Raw genomic sequence first — 17,258 nt, 5'->3', positions numbered from 1 at the left:
AGGCGTAGCCCTTTAGACCGAAACCGGACGGGACGGAATCGGCGGTTGAGGTGCTGCGGGGGGACCCCCGCCCCCGAGTACCATCAACCGATCTAGCTAGGTCATCAAATGAAAGAAGTTCGTTTGTGCAATTATGAATTGTTTTACTGGCCGCATGATATCTTATTTAAGCGTTATCAGCATATCGCCAAAGAAAAATCATCATAAGTATTATCGAATGAACTACCTATAATATAGGTAATAATTTAGAGAAATTTATAGATGGTTTGAATAATATCCGTTGAAATATCGGAGGATATTACATGAATCTATTCGGCCACTATGATGAATTCGTTGAGGCTATCGGACGCTCCCAGGCATTGATCGAATTTGCGCCTAATGGAACCGTCCTGACGGCCAATCCGAATTTTCTGAAGGTGGTCGGCTACGGCCTCGATGAGATCAAGGGCCGTCACCATCGCACCTTCGTCGATCCGAGCGAACACCACAGTCTGGACTATCAGGTGTTCTGGTCGGAACTCGCGACCGGCGCCTTCAAATCTGGCGAGTATCGGCGACTTTCAAAAAGCGGGAAGCCGATCTGGCTTCAGGCGACTTACAATCCGATCCTCGACCGGAACGGCAGAACCCGGAAGATCATCAAGATCGCCGCCGACGTGACGGAGCAGCACGCCGTCTCTACCGATGCCAAGCGCAAACTCAGAGCCATCGACCATTCGCGCGCCTCCATCGAGTTCGATCCCTCGGGCAACATCCTCGATGCCAACGCAAAGTTTCTCGACCTGATCGGCTATCGGCTGGAGGAGATCCGGGGCAAGCACCATCGCATCTTCCTGGACGAGGCCGAACCGGACCGCAGGGACGACGAGGCCTTCTGGACGTCGCTCCTGCGTGGTGACTATCAGGCGGTTGAGGCCAAGCGGCTCGGCAAGGACGGTCGCGAACTCTGGCTCCAGGCGATCTACAATCCGATTTTCGACGAAGGCGGCCGCCCGGTCAAAATCGTGACCTACGCGACCGATGCAACCAAGGTGGTCCGGGAGCGGCGCGAACGGGCCGAGGCTCAGGCCTCTATCCAGTCCAGTCTTGACGACATCGACCGGAGCATCGCGAGCGTGGCGAGCCAGGTTTCGAGCACGGCCGACGCTGCTGCCGAGACCTCCTCGAACGTCCAGGCCGTGGCGGCTGGCGCCGAAGAATTCGCGGCGTCCATCGAGGAACTGAGCCGCCATGCGGTCGAGGCCAGGGCGGCCAGCGATCATGCGGTCCTGCAAGCCGAAGAAGCCGGCGTGATCATCGGAGGATTGACCCAAGCGGCCGAGCGTATCGGGCACGCCGTCACGGCCATTCGCGCCGTTGCCGACCAGACCAACCTTCTGGCCCTCAACGCCACCATCGAGGCGGCGCGCGCTGGCGAGGCCGGCCGCGGCTTCGCCGTGGTCGCCACCGAGGTGAAAGCGCTCGCCAGTCAATCTTCGAAGACGACGGAAGAGATCGGCGCCCTGATCGCCGACGTCCAAGGTTCGACCGATCAGGCGGTGGCGGCGATCCGAACCGTCACGGCCGTGATCCGGCACTTGAGCGAGATCTCGCTCAGCGTCTCATCCGCGGTGACCCAACAGGCGGCGGTCACACGTGACATGTCCCTGAACATGCAGACCGCGGCGAACGGTGTCGAGCGCGTCCGCCAGAATACGAGTGCGATCGCCGCGGCGACCCAGGAGGTGGGCTCATCGGTCAGCACGATGACTCAGGTCGCCCGCAAGCTGGCGTGATTTCTCATTGGGACAAAGACCGGACGTCGGCTTGCAACAGAACCATAACCGGGTCGGTCCGTTCGATCGTGTCCTCGACCTGCCGCAGGCCGGCTCGCATTCCGGCTGGCGCCAAGGACGGCCGATCCGCCGTGTGGGACCACGAACAGGGCGGCGGTCTAGCCGCGACTCCTCAGCTTGCACCGGCCACGCCTTTGAGGCGATCCAGGCCGAAGACATGGTGGCAGGCAACCGAACGGCTCAGATCCCCTTCTCCTCGTTCGACAGGCAGGTCGGCGGGGCACTGGCGATACGAGATCGCTGCCGGTGCTGAGGGCGATGACGGGGTGGGTGAACGATCACCCCTCCTCCGCCACGGTCTCGCACGAGAATGATGAAGGCGGTGCCTCGACCCCCCGCCAGCGGCCATAGGCCCAGGGGCGGTGCCAGGCTGCGCGAGGCGAAAGAGTTTCCGGGACGAGGTCGATGCCGTCGGTACCCCATGGACCGCACCGGCAGATCCGGGCGACGCCGATCCAGCTTCCCGCCCAGAGGCCGTGCCGCTGGATCGCCTCGTCGGTATAGGTCGAACAGGACGGCCAGTGCCGGCATTGGCGCCCGATGAGGCTCGACAGGGTGAGCTGATAGCCCCGGATGGCCCAATGCGCGGCGCGGCGCGTCATTCTACTCTGCGGCCTGACGCCGCGCGGCGACCTGATCGAGGGCGTCGACCACGGCGTCGAAGGTGAGGAGCGTTGAGGCATGGCGTGCCTTGAAGTCGCGCACCGGTTCGAGGACGGCGAGATCCGCCCAGTCGCCGTCCGGTGCCGGGCCGTTCTCCTTGAGCATCCGCCGCATGATCTCGCGGATCTCGCGCAGGCTCTCGGCCGAGGCGCCGACCACGTGGCGGGCCATGATCGAGGACGAGGCTTGGCCGAGGGCGCAGGCCTTCACCTCGTGGGCGAAATCGCTCACCCGGCCGTCCTCATCGAGGGCGATGTCGACTGTCACGGTGGAGCCGCAGAGCTTGGAGTGGGCGCTGGCTCTGGCCTGGGGCATATCGAGCCGCCCGAGGCGCGGGATGTCGGCGGCCAGTTCGAGGATGCGGCGGTTGTAGATGTCATCGAGCATTGGTCGAACGTCTCCCACACACCACGCGCATCATCTTGGTCGCCCCGGCTCGCCTTCGTGGGCGCCGGTTCCGCGCCGAGCGCATTGCACGTTGGCCTCAGAACGACGATATAAGCGCCACTCTGCCGTTTCGCGAGGATCCGGCTCGTCGAACAGTGCCGCGCCCACGGCTCTGAAGACCGCATCGTTCGGGCGCTTGCCGGTCTCTGAGACGGTTCGACGATGTACGTAAAGCCCGACTCGACTACGATGAAGTCCCGTGTCGCGCGGGCGGGAGATGCCATGGATGCCGCGCTCAAGTCCCTCTCGTATCGCTTGAACGAGAGCCAGGACCGTCCCGAACTCCTTCCCGCCGTGGTCGATCCCGCCGACCGGCGCAACGACAACGCCCCCGTCGAGGTGGCGCCGCTGCCGGCTTCCGCAGAGCGGGTGCCGACCGAGATCGCCCTCGGCCGCCCGAGCCGCGAGGAGGCCGAGGCCGCCGTTCGCGTGCTCCTGCGCTGGGCCGGCGACGACCCGAACCGCGAAGGCCTGCTCGATACGCCCGCCCGCGTCGCCAAGGCCTACGAGCAGATCTTCTCCGGCTACCGCCAGGACGCCGATTCCCTGCTCGAGCGGGTGTTCGAGGAGGTCGAGGGCTATTCGGACATCGTGCTCGTTCGCGACATTCCGTTCTATTCGCATTGCGAGCACCACATGGTGCCGTTCATGGGTCTCGCGCACATCGCCTACTATCCGAGCAAAGGCGTCGTCGGCCTGTCGAAACTCGCCCGCGTGGTCGACACCTTTGCCAAGCGGCTGCAGACGCAGGAGACCATGACGGCGCAGATCGCCGACGTGATCGAGAGCATCCTGAAGCCCCGCGGCGTCGCCATCATGGTGGAGGCCGAGCACCTCTGCATGGCCATGCGCGGTGTCCAAAAGGCTGGCGTCTCGACCCTGACCACGCAGTTCCGCGGCGTGTTCAAGGATGATTCCAGCGAGCAGGTCCGCTTCCTCACTCTCGTGCGCAGCAAGTCCTGACGCGACGGGTGTGGCCGGGCCGAGCACGATGACCGATCGGACCTCCCGCTTCGCAGGCCCCGGTTCGCGCCCCGAGGTCGAGGAGGGCACGGCCTTCACGCCCCGTTTCGACGCGCAAGGCTTGATCGCCTGCATCGCGGTCGATGCGCAGGACGGCCGCGTCCTGATGATGGCGTACATGAACGCCGAATCCCTGGCGCGGACCCTGGAGACGGGCGAGGCCTGGTACTGGTCGCGCTCGCGGGCGGAACTCTGGCACAAGGGCGCCACCAGCGGGCAGATCCAGCGGGTCGTCGAGATGCGGGTCGATTGCGACCAGGACACGCTCCTGATCACCGTGGAGGTCGGAGGCGACGGCGGGTGCTGCCACACGGGGAGGCGCGACTGCTTCTACCGCATCGTCGCGTTCGATCCCGCCACCGGTAGGGCGAGCCTCGGAACCGCTTCGTGAGTTGGGACGGCCTGCCCTATCGCGGCCCCGCGCTTTATCGCGAGGGTTTCGCGCCCGGGATGGTGGAGCCGGTTGCGATTCCGGCACCGCGCGTGCCGCGGATCGGGCTGGCGCTCGGCGGCGGCTCCGCGCGGGGTTGGTCGCATATCGGCGTCATCGAGGTTCTGGAGGAAGCCGGCATCCACCCTGACGTGGTGGCGGGCTGCTCGATCGGCGCCGTGGTCGGGGGCTGCTATGCTGCCGGCAAGCTCGGCATCCTCAAGGATTTCGCACTGTCGCTCACCCGGCGCAGCGTGATGGGCCTGATCGACGTGCGGCTCGGCTCGGGGCTGATCGCCGGCGACCGCCTGAAGCGGCGGCTGCAGCGGGACCTCGGCGACCGCCGCATCGAGCATCTCCCCATACGTTTCGCCAGCGTCGCCACGGCGCTGGGCAGCGGAGAGGAGGTCTGGCTGAGAAGCGGACCGCTGGTCGAGGCGATGCGCGCCTCCTACGCGCTGCCGGGCATCTTCCCGCCCGTGCGGCTCGACGCGAAGCTCCTGATGGACGGGACGCTGGTGAACCCGGTGCCGGTCAAGGTCGCGCGCGCCCTCGGCGCCGACCTCGTCGTCTGCGTGAACCTGAATTGCGAGTCCCGGCCGGGCTTGCCCGCGCCGGAGGATCCGCCAGAGGTCGAGACCGTCTCCGGCGAGATCGGCGAGGTCATCGCGGCGCGGCGCGGTTGGGCGATCCTGCGCGGCGCGAGACGCCGCCTCTCCGGCCGGCGCCCTCCGGCCCGCGAGCCCGGAGCGCCCGGCATGGCGCGGGTCATGCTCGATGCCTTCAACATCACCCAGGACCGGATCTCGCGCGCGCGCCTGGCCACCGATCCGCCCGATGTCTCGGTGCATCCCCAGCTTGCCGCAATGGGGCTGTTCGAGTTCCACAAGGCCGAGGACGCGATCCGGCTCGGGCGCGAGGCGGCGAAGGCGGCCTTGCCCGAGCTCCGCGCCATGATGGCCTCCGCCGCCGCGAGGGTGTGAGCGGCCAGGTGCTGCGGCTCAGGCCATGGTGATGTAGTCGCGCATCGCCTGGTGCTCGGCCTCGACGGCCGCAATCCGGCGCTTGACCACGTCGCCGATGGAGATAAGCCCGGCGAGCTTGCCATCCTCGACCACCGGCACGTGGCGGAAGCGGCCATCGGTCATGAGCTGCATCAGCTCCTCGACGCTGGCGCTGCGCTGGCAGGTGACCACGTCGGCGGTCATGTGGTTCGCCACCGGGGCGTCGAAGGCGGCGGCTCCGCTGGCTGCGAGCGCCCGCATGATGTCGCGCTCCGACAGGATGCCGAGCACCACGCCATCGGCCTCGGCCACCACCACGGCTCCGATGCGCTTCTCCGCCAGCAGGTGGATCGCCTCGTCGATGCTGCGATGCGGCTGGATGGTGACGACCGAGCGGCCCTTCTCGGCCAGGATACGTGCGACGGTCATGGATCTCCCTCCCTCTGAGATGTCGATGAAGCGCGGTTCAGTGATCGCGCGAACGGGGCGGCACGGGTTGGCTCCCGGCTCTGCATGGGGAGAGTGTGTCGCCGCTGCGGCGATCTGGCAAGCGTGTGCCGTGGCTTAAGCGCCGGCTTGGAAGGGTTTCCTTAAGATCCGCGCCGGCCACGCCGGTCGATCAGCGGCAGCAGGAAGAAGCCGACCGCGAAGCCCCCGAGATGCGCATCCCAGGCGATCGCGCCCGAATCCGCCCCAAGCGGCAGGGCGATGACTCCGAACAGGAAATTGGTGACGAGCCAGACGGCGAGGAAGACCACGGCCGTGCGATTGCGCAGCAATTCCGGGATCGTCTGGAGCGGCTGTGGCGCCGGGATCTGCCAGGGCGGCGCCGCGCCGCGGGGGACCGGCGGTTGGAACACGAACCGCGCCGCCGCCGCCATCAGGGCCGAGACGCCGGCCGAGGCCCCGACCAAGGGCGCGAGGCTCAAGGGATCGATGAGGAGGTGGAGCGCGGCCCCCGCGATCGCGCCGGCCAGCGCGAGGATGCCGTAGCGCATCGCCCCGCAGCGCCGGGCCACCGGTGACCCGAAGGCGGCGAGCCAGACGCTGTTGAAGATGACGTGCATCCACGAGCCGTGGAGAAGCGCGTAGGTCGCGAAGGTCCAGGGCATCGCCGTCGGTTCGGCGACGATGTAGCGGGCGAAGGCGAGATAGGCGTCGAGGACGTTCGGGTCGGTGATGCGGGCCGAGGCGGCGGCCAGCAGTGCATCCGCCCGCGAGGGATCGAGCGCAACGGTTCAACGCCCGGGAACCAGAGCGAGGTCGAGAAGCAGGGTGATGTCCCAGGTATCGGGGAGGACGAACACCCTGAGCGCATGGATCGCCACCATCAGGCCGATGGAGGCCGAGACCACGCCCGGGAGGTTGAAGACGGGAACGCGGCTCTGTCGCGGCAGATCGGGCATGGCATCCATCCCGGCACCATGTCGTCGCACGAGCGGAGGCCGCAACCCCCTGCGGCAGGAAAAACCGACCTGCCCGCCCGCGCCGAAGCTCCGCGCCGTTAACCTTGCCGAGAGCTTAATGCGGCGGCTCGAACCTGACGGGCATAGGGTGTGCGCCAGCGACCCGGACAATCCCGGATGCGACCGTCACGCATCCGTTTCTGATCCGTAATCGCACAGCCCAGGTTCGGGCTATCCATCTGCGGGACACCATGAAGCATCCGACCAGCCGCCTGCTGCATGCCTATTGGGACCGTGTTCGTGGCGCGCGCGCCGCCCCCGAGCGCAGCGAGATCGACCCCGGCGCGATCCGCAACCTTCTCGCCGACGCCCTGATCCTCTCCGTCGACGTGGCTGCCGAGCAGGCCGCGTTCCGGCTGGCGGGAACCCGCGTCTGCGCCCTGTTCAGCCGCGAGTTGAGGGGGCGCGACTTAGCCTCCCTCTGGGCGATGCCGAGCGCCGACCCGTGGCGCCTCGTCGAGACCGTCGCCCTCGATACCGCCGGGATGGTGGCGGGATTGCGTGGCGAGACCGCCATGGGTGAGACCGTCGACCTCGAACTCCTGCTTCTTCCGCTCCGCCATCGCGGCCAGACGCAATCGCGGGTGCTCGGCTCCTTGAGCCCGCATGTCGTCCCGCACTGGCTCGGCCTGCATCCGCTGGTGCGGCTCGACACGACCTCGCTGCGCGTTCTGAGGACGGAGGATTTTGGGGCTGAGGAGCGGATCGACGTCCTCCAGGGTCTGCCCGAGCCGGCCAACGACAGCTCGCCGCGCCGCTACGGCCACCTCCTCGTCCATCCCGGCGGCCGGGCCTGACCAGAGGGAAGCCGGTGCCCTGCTCTTAAGGAAGGACCAGCAAATCCTTTCGTAACCAGATCAGGATAGGTTGGCGGGACAGCTTGGTGAGTCCGGCGTTTCGTCGTCTGACCGGCGGTGAACCCGTGTTTCCCAGGAAGGCCCGTCGCGACGGGCCGACCGGGATGGAGCCGACGCACCATCGCCATGATCGAGGCCAGCACCCTTTCCGACGCGCCGGCGCTGCGTCTTGCCAACCCCTCGGACATGCGCAGGCACCAGCGCGTCAAGGTGACGTTGCTCGGCCGCTACATGCTTCCGGACCGGCAGGAATATCCGTGCCAGACGGTGGACATGTCGCCGGGCGGAGTGCGCCTCACCTGCGCGGTCCTCGGCCAGGTCGGCGAGCGGATCGTTCTCTATCTCGAGCAGATCGGCCGGATCGAGGGAACGATCGCGCGGATGACGAGCAATGGCCTCGCGGTGAAGCTCTCGGCCACCTTGCGCAAGCGCGACAAGATCGCCTCGCAGCTCACTTGGCTCACCAACCGCGAAATACTGGGCCTGCCCGAAGGCCGCACGCACGAGCGCCTGGTTCCGCTCCAGCCTGGCATGATGATGCGGCTCGAAAGCGGCCGAGAGGTTCCGGTCCGCGTCATCGACATGTCGATGTCGGGCGCCGCGCTCTCGACGATCTCGATTCCGTCGATCGGAACGAGCGTCATGATCGGGAAGACGCCCGCCCGAGTGGTTCGCCACTTCGAGGGGGGTCTCGGCGTGCAGTTCATGCTGCCCATCTCGCCCGACCGCTTCCACGAAGGCCTGTTGCTGTAAAGCCGTCGAAGCTCATCGGAACCTGGTCATCCTCCGAGCTCCACGTGCTTTACTCACCGCTTGGCAGGGAGAGGACCGAACCGGGGGTGCGGGGCTATCGCCCCGTGGCGTTGTCGAGGACCACGTCCGCCCTCGTCATGGTTGCCGGACCGCTACCGAAAACCGCCGGGTTCGAGTGGTCGCCACAGGCTGGAATTCGGTCTGTCCGAAAGCGCCGCCACTCGAGGCCCAATTCCATAAAATTGCGCGGATCGGTTTCAGCGCGGCACAGGAGCCTCGGCGGCATCGTCACCTCCATCGACGGGGTAACGATCATGCGCAGCCGCACAAGGACCGATCTCAAGCCATTCGCCGCGGCTTCCGCCCTGGCATGTGCCGCGCTCCTCGCTCTCTGGCCTTCGGCCGCTTCCGCCCAGAGCTATGCGGCCCTTCCACAGGCTTCCGCCGCGGCGGTCCCGGTCGGCGATGCCCGCCCGATCGCGGCCTGGGTAACCTTCTGCCAGACTTACGCGGCCGAATGTGCCCTCGACCCAGGCGAATCGTCGCTCGTTGCACTCACCCCGGCTTTGTGGAGCGTGGTCGTGTCGGTGAACAAGCGGGTCAACAAGTCGGTCCGGGCCATGACCGATATGGATCATTGGAGCGTGCCCGATCGCTGGGACCTCGCCGAGGACGGCGCCGGCGATTGCGAGGATTACCAACTTCTCAAGCGCAAGATGCTCGTGGCCGCCGGGCTGCCGCGTCGGGCGATGCGGATGACCGTGGTGATCGACGAGAAGGGAGAAGGCCACGCCGTGCTGACGCTGATGACGGATCGCGGCGACTATATCCTCGACAACAAGACCGGCGATGTCCTCCCCTGGTACCGGACCGGCTACACCTTCATCAAACGAGAGAGCCAGGGGAACCTCGCCTGGGTCTCGCTCGGCGGCGTCACCTCGCCGGTGACCACCGCCAACCGCTGAGCCGGCAGGCTGGACGGACGAGATCGGCTGGGCTCGAATAAGTGCGGACGCGATTCGAACCCCCCAGGGAACCCCTCCCTCGAAGTTGCAGGATTGCATCGCATCTTTTTTGGAACCAATCCTTCTGGGAGAAGTTAACTCCTCCTTAGTTTTTTCGATTGAGCCTCGACCCATACCGTGCAAACCTCATGCCTCAGCCAACGAAGGGCGAGGCGAGCGTCATGCGGCACGCGGGTCTGCAGAATGTCGAGGCCTGCGGCGCTCCAGTCGTCCAGCGCCTCGCCCGTGCCATCCAAATCTCGCTCGTCGGCTCGATCCTACTGCTCGGTGGCGCCAGCGCGCAGCAGGAGCCCTCCGTCGCACCCCCCGAAGCCAGCGTGATCGAGGAGAACGGCAGCGCCAAACCTGTCGCCGCCTGGACCGTGATGTGCGGGCGCTATCCTGCTGAATGCGGCGTCGACCTCAGCCAGCCGGTGACGATCGCCCTCAACCCGGCGGTATGGCGGACGCTGACGAGCGTCAACCGCCGCGTCAACGCCCGAATCAAACCGATCACCGACATCGCCCATTGGGGAATCGTCGACCGCTGGGACTTCCCGGATGACGGCTTCGGCGATTGCGAGGACTTCCAGCTCCTCAAGCGCCGCATGCTGATCGAACGCGGGATTCCCCGTAGGGCCCTGCGGATGACGGTGGTCATCGACGATATCGGCGAAGGTCATGCGGTCCTGATGGTCCGCACCAATCGCGGCGACCTCATCCTCGATAACAAGACCAACGCGATCCTCTCGGGTCCCCGAACCGGATACACCTTCGTGAAGCGCGAGGGCCAGCACGGCATGGCCTGGGTCGCCCTGAACGGCGGCGCCTCGCCGGTCACCACCGCCAACCGCTAAGGGGCGAACCGCCTCGCAGTCCAGGCCGCTTCAGTCCGCGTGGCGGCGACCCCAAGCGGTTTGACCGCGTGGGATCGAGGACGCATGAGCTCGATCCTATGAAAACCTACGTCGTTTTCGCCGGTGCCGCCCTTGCCGAGATCGCCGGGTGCTTCGCTTTCTGGGCCTGGCTTCGCCTCGACAAGTCTGCTCTGTGGCTGCTGCCCGGCATCGCGGCTCTCGTCCTGTTCGCCTACCTGCTGACGGCGACAGAGAGCGACGCCGCAGGCCGGGCCTACGCGGCCTATGGCGGCATCTACATCGTTGGCGCGATAGCCTGGCTATGGGGCGTCGAGGGTCACCCTCCGGATCGGTGGGACATTGTCGGCGCATGCATCTGCCTGGCCGGTAGCGGCGTGATCCTTTTCGCCCCGCGCGGAGCGTGAGGCCGAGTGAGGAAGCCGGTGGTCTGCCTCCCTGCCTGTCGTCTCAGGTGCCGGCGATGGAATGGGCGAGGTCGAGGACGACCCGGCCCGAGAGCAGGCTCCAACCGCAGGCGATCATCGTCGCGATCATCACGAAGGGGATCGGCCGTCCCTCGATGCGGCGTCCGCGCACGGTGTTGCGCAGGATGATGAATGGGGCAGTGAAGGCAAGGACCGGCAGGGCCGCGGCAGCTGAGACACCGCCGCGCTCGAGCAGGCTGAAGCTGGCGCGCCGCTCGGTGAACAGTTCGAAGGCCGTAGCCAGAAGGCCCGACAAAGCAAGGCCGAGGAAGAGTGTCTGAAGCGATTCGACGGCCGAAGGGCTGATGACCATGGATGAGCGCGCTCCACCGGGTACGATTGGTGAAGCGCACTCTGCCCGAATGTTTACGAAGTGTTAAGGATTTCCCTGCGGCACGGTAAACGCGGCCCACAGGTCATCGAAGGCTGTTGCGTCAGTCCTCGAGGTCGATGTCGAGGATCGCCATGGCGAAGTTGAACGATCGGTCGCCGTCCTCGTCGTCGACGGAGACGACTCCGAGGAACTCCTCGCCAACATAGACCTCTGCCGAATCGTCCTTCTTGGGACGTGCCACGAGGCGGATATTGGTGTTGGCGAAGGTGCGGCGCAGATAATCCTGGACCTTCGCGATATCGGTCTTGTTCACGCTCAACCTCTTTGTCGCGTCATGCGGCGCATGCGCCGCTTCTGCGCGCGGCATTCCTCGCGCGCTGTCGGGGATCGATTGCCATGCTGGCCCCAAGCGGGCAACCCATGAGCGCCGCGTTCAGATGCCCTCGGCCATGTGGATGAACTGGTCGATATTAACGAACTGGTCCATCGTGCGGGCCGGTTCGGCGCAGCCGGCCGCGCCGACGACGCGGGCGGGCACGCCGACCACGGTGGTGTTGGGCGGGACCGGGCGAAGCACCACGGATCCCGCGGCGACGCGGGCGCAGGCGCCGACTTCGATATTGCCAAGGATCTTGGCCCCGGCCCCGATCATCACGCCGCGGCGGATCTTCGGGTGGCGGTCGCTGCCCTGCTTCCCGGTACCGCCGAGGGTCACCGCGTGCAGCATCGAGACGTCGTCCTCGATCACCGCCGTCGAGCCGACCACAAGGCCGGTGGCATGGTCGAGGAAGATGCCGCGCCCAACCCGAGCGGCTGGATGGATGTCGGTCTGGAAGACCTCGGAGGAGCGGCTCTGGAGGTAGAGTGCGAGGTCGCGCCGGCCGTGATTCCAGTACCAGTGCGCGAGGCGGTGGGCCTGGATGGCGTGGAAGCCCTTGAAGTACAGGACCGGTTCGATCGCCCGGCTCGCGGCCGGATCGCGGTCGAGCACCGCCACGATGTCGGCCCTGAAGCCCTGGCCGATGCGCGGATCGTCGGCGATGGCCTCGCTGAAGCCATGGGCGACGAGTTCGCTCGACAGCGAGGCATGACCGAGCCGCGCCGCGACCCGGTGCGAGACGGCTGCCTCCAGCGTCGCGTGGTTGAGGATGGTCGCCACGATGAAGGATGCGAGCTGCGGTTCGTCGCGCAAGACCGTTTCCGCCTCGGTGCGCAGGCGACTCCAGACGGGATCGAGGACCGCCGGTTCGGCGGGGAAGAAGGACGGGCTGGCGGACATCGTGGCTCCTCGGGGAGGATGCGAATTCATCGGTCGGCTCTTCGGCGCATCCCGCGTCTTAGCGGGCGGACGCCGTTTCGCACCCGCACGCCCAGACCTTGATCCGTAGCGTGGTGTGCAACGCGGCGCCGATCAAGGGCATCCGAGCCGGCGCCCCTGTGTCGCCATCGGACCTCGACACCTTAGGAGGTCGTCTCCACCTGCCCGAACCGTGCCTCGATGGCATCCGCCAGGCGGTCGACCATCACGTCGATGCCGACGTCGGAGGTGTCGACCACCGCAGATGCCCGCGCGTAGAGCGGTTCGCGGCTCAACAGAACGGCCCGCAATTCCTGCATCGCCGAGGCGTGATCGCCGGTGATCGGCAACTCACCCTGGTCGCGCACTCGCTGCATGTGCTCCTCGGGTTTCGCCCGAAGCCAGATCGTGAAGAACGCCTGCAGCAGGAGGTCGTAGGTCAGGGGTTCGGCGACGATGCCGCCACTGGTGGCGAGCACGAAGGGGCCGGGGCGCTCCGTGAGGCGCCGCAGGGCAGCCTGTTCGAGGCGCCGATAGCCTTCCTGGCCATAGATCGCGAAGATTTCCTTGACCGAGAGGGCGTTCTCGCGCTCGATCTCGGCATTGAGTTCGACGAAGGACCATCCGAGCCGGTCTGCGACCCGCCGGCCGAGGGTCGACTTGCCGGCCCCGCGCAGTCCCACCACAGCGACGCGTGGCTGCAGAGTCTCGCCGCCCGAGCCGGTCTTGCCCGATAGGATGCCCTTCGCCAAACCGATCTGCTCGGGTGAGGCGGTCGCCAGAAGGTCACGGACCACGTACCAGTCCGACGAGGGTTCCTCGCCGGCGATGAGATCGTCGAGCCGAACGCCCATCGCGTTTGCGACCCGGCGCAGCAGGATGATCGAGACGTTGCCCTGGCCGCTCTCGAGCTGGGCAATGTAGCGTTCGGAAAGGCCCGAACTCTGCGACAACACTTTTCGCGATAGGCCACGAATGGTGCGCGCATGGCGGACTCGCCTGCCGAGCTCGGCAAGGAAGAGCGATTCCTGTTCTGGCGTACCGGTCATGACGCAGGCTGACCTTCGCAGACGAAGCCGAGTGGAAACGCGGCAGCTTCGGCGACGTCGCCCCCGCTTCTCGGAGAACAGCCACCGGGCACGGTTGGCCGACGATCTCTGTGCGAACTCAGAACGTACAACATGGATCCAAATCGACGATGGCGGGCGGCCATCACGACCTGCCCAACGCGCCAAGCCTGCATGCAATGTTCCACATCGCACTGCAACATGCGGCATGTACCGGGTCCACTGCGTTCACGTCTGGGCCCGACGGCCGCCTCTTGTCGCCGGAACGAACCCGCTGCCGGAAAGTTCGGCGCGTCGCGCTCGATCTCGGCGCTATTCTACTGGAAATCGGCCCGACTGAAGCTCTGGGCCGTGCGTGCCGACGGTTCCTCGCTGTTATTGGTTCGCGGGGAGCGCCGACGCTTCGAGGATCGTGTCGGCCGATGCGGGCTTCTTCGCGACGATCGGTCGCCCGGCCGAGGCGAGTTGCTGAGGCGATGGCCGGCGCGGCGGAAGCGGCACCTCGACCGACTCCGTGACCGGCGGCTCGCTTGCTGCGACGGCGTTGAACATCGTCGATGCCGGACTTGCTGCTGCACGCGCCACAGAGAGGGACGAGAGGGCCGCGCTGCTGGTGACGGCGGCGCTCGCCATCATCATATCGCCCGCGAAAGCGGGCCGGCGCGGCGGCAGCGGCACCTCGACCATCTCGCTCGGCGCCAGATCGGCGGCGGCGTAGGCGAGCGCGGTATTGGCTGCCGTGATATTGGGGTCGGCGACCGGCCGCTGGCCGAACAGGCTGCCGAAGGCGGCGCCCGATTGCGGGACGGCAGCCGGAGCTGTTTCGAGGCTGGCGACGTTGGTGCTGATGCCAAGGCGCTTGGCGGCGTAATAATAGCCGCGGTTATAGTAGGTGTAGGCCTGGATCAGGTCGCCCTTGGCCGCCCGGTAGGCCCCCGCCAGATAGGCGATGCCGAAACGCAGGTTGGTTGCGGGGTCGTAGAGCCCGGCCGCGTCACCGCTATAGCCCATGCCTTTCGCGGTGGCGTGCTTGATCTGCATCAGCCCGAGCGCCGAGCCGCCTTTGGCATTCGGATTGTAGTTGCTCTCGCGCTTGATCACCTGATGGACGAAGCTCGACGGGAGGCCCGCCGCCTTCGCCTGGCTCTCGATCAGCGCGTTGATGTTGTCGCGGGCCGCATTCGCCTGCTGCGCGAGAGCCGACGCGGGGACGCACGCGGCGGCGACGGCGATGAGCAGGAGGCGATGATTCATGTGGCAGACCTGACGATGACGTGAGCCGTTACGGTCTAGGTCGATCCCAATTGAGGCCGGAAAGCGGCCCGCCACAGCGCAGCAGGCCCAGACGTCGCCGTTTCCCCACGTGTTGTGGCGCACACGACACAGGCGGCATCGGCGGTCAGAGCGGCGCCGCCAGCCCCTCGATCACGAGCCCTGCGGCATGATCCGGCGTCTCGGTGATCGGCACGACGATGGGATGCTCGTCGATGCCGGGCGGTTCGAGGGCGTCGAGCTGGCTGTCGAGGAGCGAGGCTGGCATGAAGTGCCCGCTTCGCCCTGCGAGCCGCTCCGCGATCACTCCACGATCGCCGGCGAGATAGGCGATCCGAACCTCGGGCCGCCCCCGGACCAGAGCGTCGCGATATGGACGCTTCAGGGCCGAGCACGCGATCACCGCGGAGCGGCCCTCAGCGAGTTTGGCGTCGATCCAGGCGGCGATGGCGGCGAGCCAGGGCGACCGCTCGGTCTCGCCGAGAGCCAGGCCAGAGCGCATCCGGGCGACATTGGCGGCGCTGTGGAAGTCGTCGCCATCGGCGAAGATCCAACCGAGCCGCTCGGCGACCTTGGCCGCCACGGTGCTCTTGCCGGAGCCCGAGACTCCCATCACCACTAGCACCTGTGGGTCCGCTGGGAGGCCGGCGGGCATCGGCGTCTACTCCGCTGTCGCACTCACCGCGCCGGCGCTCCGAGCGCCGGGGACCACCGGCGCCAGGACGCGCTCGCGCAGTCGCTGAGGCCCGAGGATCATCGCGAAGAAGTCGTAGTCACCGCGGCGGTCGTTGGCGATCAGGAACTGGAAATGCATCCGGAACGGCTTGCGGCGGACCTTCAGGTAGGTCTCCGGGTTGATGAGATCGCGGAATCTCGCCGACCGCAGGAGCGGATTGGTGATGCGTCGTCCGTGGAGGTCGAGGGCGAGGTGCCGGACCGGGTTGAAGCCGGGAAAGTTCATCCAGTCCTGCGGCGCCTGGAATTCGGTCCAGACCAGCCGGCGCGAGGTGACGATCTCGGCGATCTCCCGGCGCAGGCCGTGGGCTCGGGCCTGAAACGCCACCAGGGGGATGCCGGAGCCGAGGGTGACGAGTGCGAGGCTCGATCCGCCTGACCCGAGGTTCCCGTCGCGTGCCAGGATCCGAGCAGTCACCTCGACGGCGGTCTGCGCGCCCGACGAATGCCCGACGATCATCACCTCGTCGGCCTCGACGCCCTGCATGGACCGTGTCTTCAGCGCCGCGAGGATGGTGTCGGCCATTCCCTCGACACGCTGCTCGAAATCGGACCGCCAGCCATTGCCGTGTTGCCAGTTGAACACCCAGTCGTTCAGAAGCTGCCAGAAATAGGCTCTGACGAGAGGTTTCTCGGCCGCGCGCAGGGCGGCCAGTCCGGCGACGATGCCGATCGGGGCCGAAATCCAGACCGGAAGGCCGAGGCTGTGTGCGAAGGCGTCGCCGAGATGGGCATGGACCAGATGTGCGATCAGACCGACGGCGAGACCGAGGATCAGCGCCAGGCAGAACGGGTAGACGATGACGTTGCCCATCTTCCAGTTGAGCCGATAGAAACGCACCAGGAGGCCGGTGGCGATCCAGTGCAGGATGCCGACGAGGAGGAGCGCGACGCTGACGACGCGCCAGCGCGCGAAATCCCGCGCGACGATGTCGTCCCAGAGGAGCACTTCGTAGCGGGTCTCGGCTCCCTCGACCTCCGGCAGGGCGGCCACGTCCCAGCTCTGGACGAGGCCGTCCGAACTCATTTCGGCGCGCGAGATCCTACGCGCGGGTTCGCCGAAGCGCCGTGCGTAACGGCTGAGCTCGCGCACGAACAGCATGCGATAGCGGCTGCGCGCTTCCGGATCGTAGCCGTGGATGAAGAAGACGTGGCGGCGCCGAACCTGGCCCGGCCGAGGCTCCTGCAGGTCGGGAGGCGTGTAGGACAGGCTTAAGGTCATCGAAGGCTGGCGCTCTGTTCGGCGCACCCTCGGCTGGGCGGCGTCGATGACTGTCATCCTTCGCGGGACGCTATACGGGTCCGGGTGAGATTGGCAATCGCATCCACCTGCCCGACCAACCCGTCAGCCGGGAGGTGGACTGGTGTGGGCAGCGGGGACGGCGTCCAATGCGGGGCCGTCACGCTGCGACTGTGACAGACCCGCCACGGACATGGTCGACGTGATGGTCTAGGCAGCAGGCTGGCGAAATCGACAGGCTGTCCTGGATGCGTAACCTCTTCCCCCTCCTGCTCACCGCCCTGGCGGTGTCGGGCTGTTCGTCTGTCTTGCCTGCGGCGGGTCCGACGACGAGCGCGGTTGTGGAGGGTGCGGATGTTGCGACGGCGCAGGGGACGTTTGCGCGCTACGAGATCGTGGATCTGGATGCGGGGGTGATCGAGGCTCTGCGCGGGCGTGCGCTTGTCGGAATCGAGCGCGCCGAGGATGGCGGCGGGGCGGCCGCCCCAG

The 17,258-nt window shown here is 66.7% G+C and carries 19 protein-coding genes and 2 pseudogenes; 10 read left to right on the top strand and 11 right to left on the bottom strand.

The window, feature by feature from the left end:
- The first annotated feature begins 302 nt into the window (after positions 1-302).
- Positions 303-1,775, top strand: a complete 1,473-nt coding sequence (locus K2Y56_RS20830) for a PAS domain-containing methyl-accepting chemotaxis protein (protein ID WP_292512173.1) — start codon at positions 303-305, stop codon at positions 1,773-1,775.
- Between the two features lie 338 nt (positions 1,776-2,113).
- Here K2Y56_RS20830 and yidD read toward each other — a convergent pair whose 3' ends face one another.
- Together yidD and K2Y56_RS20820 are read right to left on the bottom strand one after the other, a co-directional pair.
- A complete protein-coding gene (yidD, locus tag K2Y56_RS20825) occupies positions 2,114-2,437 on the bottom strand; it encodes a membrane protein insertion efficiency factor YidD (protein WP_292512171.1) in 324 nt (107 codons plus the stop codon).
- A gap of 1 nt (position 2,438) precedes the next feature.
- The gene (locus tag K2Y56_RS20820; protein WP_292512168.1) at positions 2,439-2,885 is read right to left on the bottom strand and encodes an iron-sulfur cluster assembly scaffold protein; all 447 of its coding nucleotides are present in this window, start codon (positions 2,883-2,885) and stop codon (positions 2,439-2,441) included.
- A gap of 222 nt (positions 2,886-3,107) precedes the next feature.
- On the opposite strand from K2Y56_RS20820, the gene folE reads away from it, so the two are divergent.
- From folE to K2Y56_RS20805, 3 genes are read left to right on the top strand one after another with little or no spacing between them, the layout of a single operon-like run.
- The gene (gene folE / locus K2Y56_RS20815; protein WP_292512165.1) at positions 3,108-3,908 is read left to right on the top strand and encodes a GTP cyclohydrolase I FolE; all 801 of its coding nucleotides are present in this window, start codon (positions 3,108-3,110) and stop codon (positions 3,906-3,908) included.
- 28 nt (positions 3,909-3,936) lie between these two features.
- A complete protein-coding gene (hisI, locus tag K2Y56_RS20810; protein WP_292512162.1) occupies positions 3,937-4,359 on the top strand; it encodes a phosphoribosyl-AMP cyclohydrolase in 423 nt (140 codons plus the stop codon).
- Entirely contained in the window at positions 4,356-5,381 is a 1,026-nt protein-coding gene (locus K2Y56_RS20805) for a patatin-like phospholipase family protein (protein ID WP_292512158.1), read from the top strand. Before hisI ends, K2Y56_RS20805 begins: the two co-directional genes overlap by 4 nt.
- Positions 5,382-5,399: 18 nt before the next feature.
- On the opposite strand, the gene K2Y56_RS20800 is transcribed toward K2Y56_RS20805, so the two are convergent.
- Together K2Y56_RS20800 and K2Y56_RS20795 are read right to left on the bottom strand one after the other, a co-directional pair.
- Positions 5,400-5,831, bottom strand: a complete 432-nt coding sequence (locus tag K2Y56_RS20800; RefSeq protein WP_292512155.1) for a CBS domain-containing protein — start codon at positions 5,829-5,831, stop codon at positions 5,400-5,402.
- Positions 5,832-5,992: 161 nt separating this feature from the next.
- A pseudogene (locus tag K2Y56_RS20795) lies at positions 5,993-6,817 on the bottom strand (rhomboid family intramembrane serine protease).
- Between the two features lie 242 nt (positions 6,818-7,059).
- Between K2Y56_RS20795 and K2Y56_RS20790 the strand changes: the two are divergent.
- The 5 genes from K2Y56_RS20790 to K2Y56_RS20770 all read left to right on the top strand — a co-directional run bounded on the left by K2Y56_RS20790 (position 7,060) and on the right by K2Y56_RS20770 (position 10,764).
- Positions 7,060-7,665, top strand: a complete 606-nt coding sequence (locus tag K2Y56_RS20790) for a PAS domain-containing protein (protein ID WP_292512152.1) — start codon at positions 7,060-7,062, stop codon at positions 7,663-7,665.
- Positions 7,666-7,851: 186 nt separating this feature from the next.
- A complete protein-coding gene (locus tag K2Y56_RS20785; protein WP_292512149.1) occupies positions 7,852-8,478 on the top strand; it encodes a PilZ domain-containing protein in 627 nt (208 codons plus the stop codon).
- Positions 8,479-8,792: 314 nt separating this feature from the next.
- Positions 8,793-9,443: a transglutaminase-like cysteine peptidase gene (locus tag K2Y56_RS20780; RefSeq protein WP_292512146.1), complete on the top strand. Its 651-nt coding sequence runs from the start codon at positions 8,793-8,795 to the stop codon at positions 9,441-9,443.
- A gap of 221 nt (positions 9,444-9,664) precedes the next feature.
- Positions 9,665-10,339, top strand: a complete 675-nt coding sequence (locus K2Y56_RS20775; RefSeq protein ID WP_292512256.1) for a transglutaminase-like cysteine peptidase — start codon at positions 9,665-9,667, stop codon at positions 10,337-10,339.
- 98 nt (positions 10,340-10,437) lie between these two features.
- On the top strand, positions 10,438-10,764 hold the full coding sequence (locus K2Y56_RS20770; protein WP_292512144.1) for a YnfA family protein: 327 nt from the start codon (positions 10,438-10,440) through the stop codon (positions 10,762-10,764).
- A gap of 43 nt (positions 10,765-10,807) precedes the next feature.
- Here the strand turns inward: K2Y56_RS20770 and K2Y56_RS20765 are convergent, their stop codons facing one another.
- The 7 genes from K2Y56_RS20765 to K2Y56_RS20735 form a co-directional block, all read right to left on the bottom strand.
- The gene (locus K2Y56_RS20765; RefSeq protein ID WP_292512141.1) at positions 10,808-11,137 is read right to left on the bottom strand and encodes a hypothetical protein; all 330 of its coding nucleotides are present in this window, start codon (positions 11,135-11,137) and stop codon (positions 10,808-10,810) included.
- Between the two features lie 121 nt (positions 11,138-11,258).
- The gene (locus K2Y56_RS20760; RefSeq protein WP_292512137.1) at positions 11,259-11,471 is read right to left on the bottom strand and encodes a DUF3126 family protein; all 213 of its coding nucleotides are present in this window, start codon (positions 11,469-11,471) and stop codon (positions 11,259-11,261) included.
- A gap of 120 nt (positions 11,472-11,591) precedes the next feature.
- Positions 11,592-12,437, bottom strand: coding sequence for a serine O-acetyltransferase (gene cysE / locus K2Y56_RS20755; protein WP_292512134.1), 846 nt, complete (start codon positions 12,435-12,437; stop codon positions 11,592-11,594).
- A gap of 182 nt (positions 12,438-12,619) precedes the next feature.
- Positions 12,620-13,504 carry a helix-turn-helix transcriptional regulator gene (locus K2Y56_RS20750; RefSeq protein ID WP_292512131.1) on the bottom strand — a complete coding sequence of 295 codons (885 nt, stop codon included), beginning with the start codon at positions 13,502-13,504 and terminating at the stop codon, positions 12,620-12,622.
- Between the two features lie 393 nt (positions 13,505-13,897).
- On the bottom strand, positions 13,898-14,776 hold the full coding sequence (locus K2Y56_RS20745) for a transglycosylase SLT domain-containing protein (RefSeq protein ID WP_292512128.1): 879 nt from the start codon (positions 14,774-14,776) through the stop codon (positions 13,898-13,900).
- A 145-nt stretch (positions 14,777-14,921) separates the two neighbouring features.
- A complete protein-coding gene (locus K2Y56_RS20740) occupies positions 14,922-15,449 on the bottom strand; it encodes a gluconokinase (RefSeq protein WP_292512126.1) in 528 nt (175 codons plus the stop codon).
- Positions 15,450-15,455: 6 nt separating this feature from the next.
- Positions 15,456-16,751: an alpha/beta hydrolase gene (locus K2Y56_RS20735; RefSeq protein ID WP_292512253.1), complete on the bottom strand. Its 1,296-nt coding sequence runs from the start codon at positions 16,749-16,751 to the stop codon at positions 15,456-15,458.
- 266 nt (positions 16,752-17,017) lie between these two features.
- Between K2Y56_RS20735 and K2Y56_RS20730 the strand changes: the two are divergent.
- Positions 17,018-17,258: pseudogene (locus K2Y56_RS20730) on the top strand (hypothetical protein); the annotation flags it as partial.

Source organism: Methylobacterium sp. (genome assembly GCF_019745455.1).
Lineage (GTDB): Bacteria > Pseudomonadota > Alphaproteobacteria > Rhizobiales > Beijerinckiaceae > Methylobacterium.
Note: the sequence above shows the minus strand (reverse complement) of the source record. Positions and strands in the feature narration are given on the sequence as shown.